This window comes from Rhizobacter sp. (assembly GCF_031412075.1).
Lineage (GTDB): Bacteria > Pseudomonadota > Gammaproteobacteria > Burkholderiales > Burkholderiaceae_C > Rhizobacter.
Genome location: NZ_JANOCG010000268.1, coordinates 1 through 1,575, shown reverse-complemented (window position 1 = coordinate 1,575; position 1,575 = coordinate 1). Strand labels below are relative to the sequence as shown.

The following is a 1,575-nucleotide window of genomic DNA, read 5'->3' as shown; positions in this document are numbered from 1 at the left end:
TGCGCATTTCCTTCTCGACCGAACTGTTGGGCAGGAAGGCCAGGCCGTGGCCTTCGAGTGCCATGGCTTTCAGGCCTTCGGCCATGTCGGTCTCGTAGATGGGGTCGAGCAAGAGCGGCTCGGGTGACAGCTTGATGATCTGCTCGACCAGGCGGCCGAGGTAGGCGCCGGAGGCATAGCTCAGGAACGGCACCTTCTCGCCCGCCCTGGCCGGCAGGCGAAACAGGGGCTGGCCCTTGGCATCGGCCTTGGCATACGGGGCCAGCGTTTCCTGGCCCACGCTGAGCATCTCGTAGCGGTCGGGGTTCAACTGCAACGGCTGCGAGGGGTGGTGATAGGCAATCAACAGGTCGCAGCTGCCTTCGGTGAGCAGCATCACCGCGTCGTGCACGTTGAGCGCCATCAGGCGGCTCTTGAGCGCGCCGAAGCGCTGGCGCAGGTCCATCACCCAGTGCGGGAAGAAAGTGACCGACAGCGAGTGCGGCACGGCGAACTCGATCATGTCTTGCCCGGCCACCTGGTGGCTGTGCATCATGTTGCGCGTGGTCTGCAAGGCGCCCAGGATTTCGAGCGCCTGCGAACGAAAGGTCTCGCCCGCCGGCGTGAGGCGTGTGGGGTACGAAGACCGGTCGACGAGGTCGATGCCGGCCCAGGCCTCGAGCGCCTGGATGCGGCGCGAAAACGCCGGCTGCGTGACGTGGCGCAGCTGCGCCGAGCGCGAGAAGCTGTGCGTCTCGGCCAGGCTCACGAAGTCTTCAAGCCACTTGGTTTCCATCGCCTTCTGGGTCGCCTTCCTGGCCGCTTTGCTGGAGTCGCCACATTTCAGCATAGCGGCCGTCTTGCGCCAGCAACTCGCCGTGGGTGCCACGCTCCAGGATACGGCCGTGTTCCATCACCAGGATCTGGTGCGCGTCGACCACGGTCGAGAGCCGGTGCGCGATCACCAGCGCCGTCTTGTTGCGGGCGACGCCTTGCAGCTCGGCCTGGATGGCGCGCTCGTTGGCCGAGTCGAGCGCCGAGGTGGCTTCGTCGAAGATCATGATCGGCGGGTTCTTCAGCAGCGTGCGCGCAATCGCCACACGCTGCTTCTCACCGCCACTGAGCTTCAACCCACGTTCGCCCACCGCCGTGTCGTAGCCTTTGGGGGTGGAGGCGATGAAGTTGTGGATGCGCGCGGCCTTGGCGGCTGCTTCCACCTCGGCCTGGCCCGCGCCCGCGCGGCCGTAGGCGATGTTGTAGGCCACCGTGTCGTTGAAGAGCACGGTGTCTTGCGGCACGATGCCAATGGCCTGGCGCAAGCTGCCCTGCGTGACCTGGCGGATGTCTTGCCCGTCGATGCTGATGGCGCCGGCGTTCACGTCGTAGAAGCGGTAGAGCAGCCGCGCCAGCGTGCTCTTGCCGGCGCCCGACGGGCCGACCACCGCGATCGTGTGCCCGGCCGGGATCTCGAAGCTCACGCCGTCGAGGATCGGCCTGGAGGCTTCGTACGAGAAGCTCACGTTCTCGAACCGCACGACCGGCGGCGCATCGGCGTGCAGCGCCACGGCATCGGGCGCGTCGCGCACCTCGCGCTCG

The 1,575-nt window shown here is 66.9% G+C and carries 2 protein-coding genes; both read right to left on the bottom strand.

Features of this window, described 5'->3' with window-relative positions; translation table 11 throughout:
- The coding region (locus tag RMO40_RS09660; protein ID WP_309719767.1) for a LysR family transcriptional regulator at positions 1–775 on the bottom strand (775 nt) is incomplete at its 3' end.
- The coding region (locus tag RMO40_RS09655) for an ATP-binding cassette domain-containing protein (RefSeq protein ID WP_309719764.1) at positions 756–1,575 on the bottom strand (820 nt) is incomplete at its 5' end. The genes RMO40_RS09655 and RMO40_RS09660, both read right to left, overlap by 20 nt.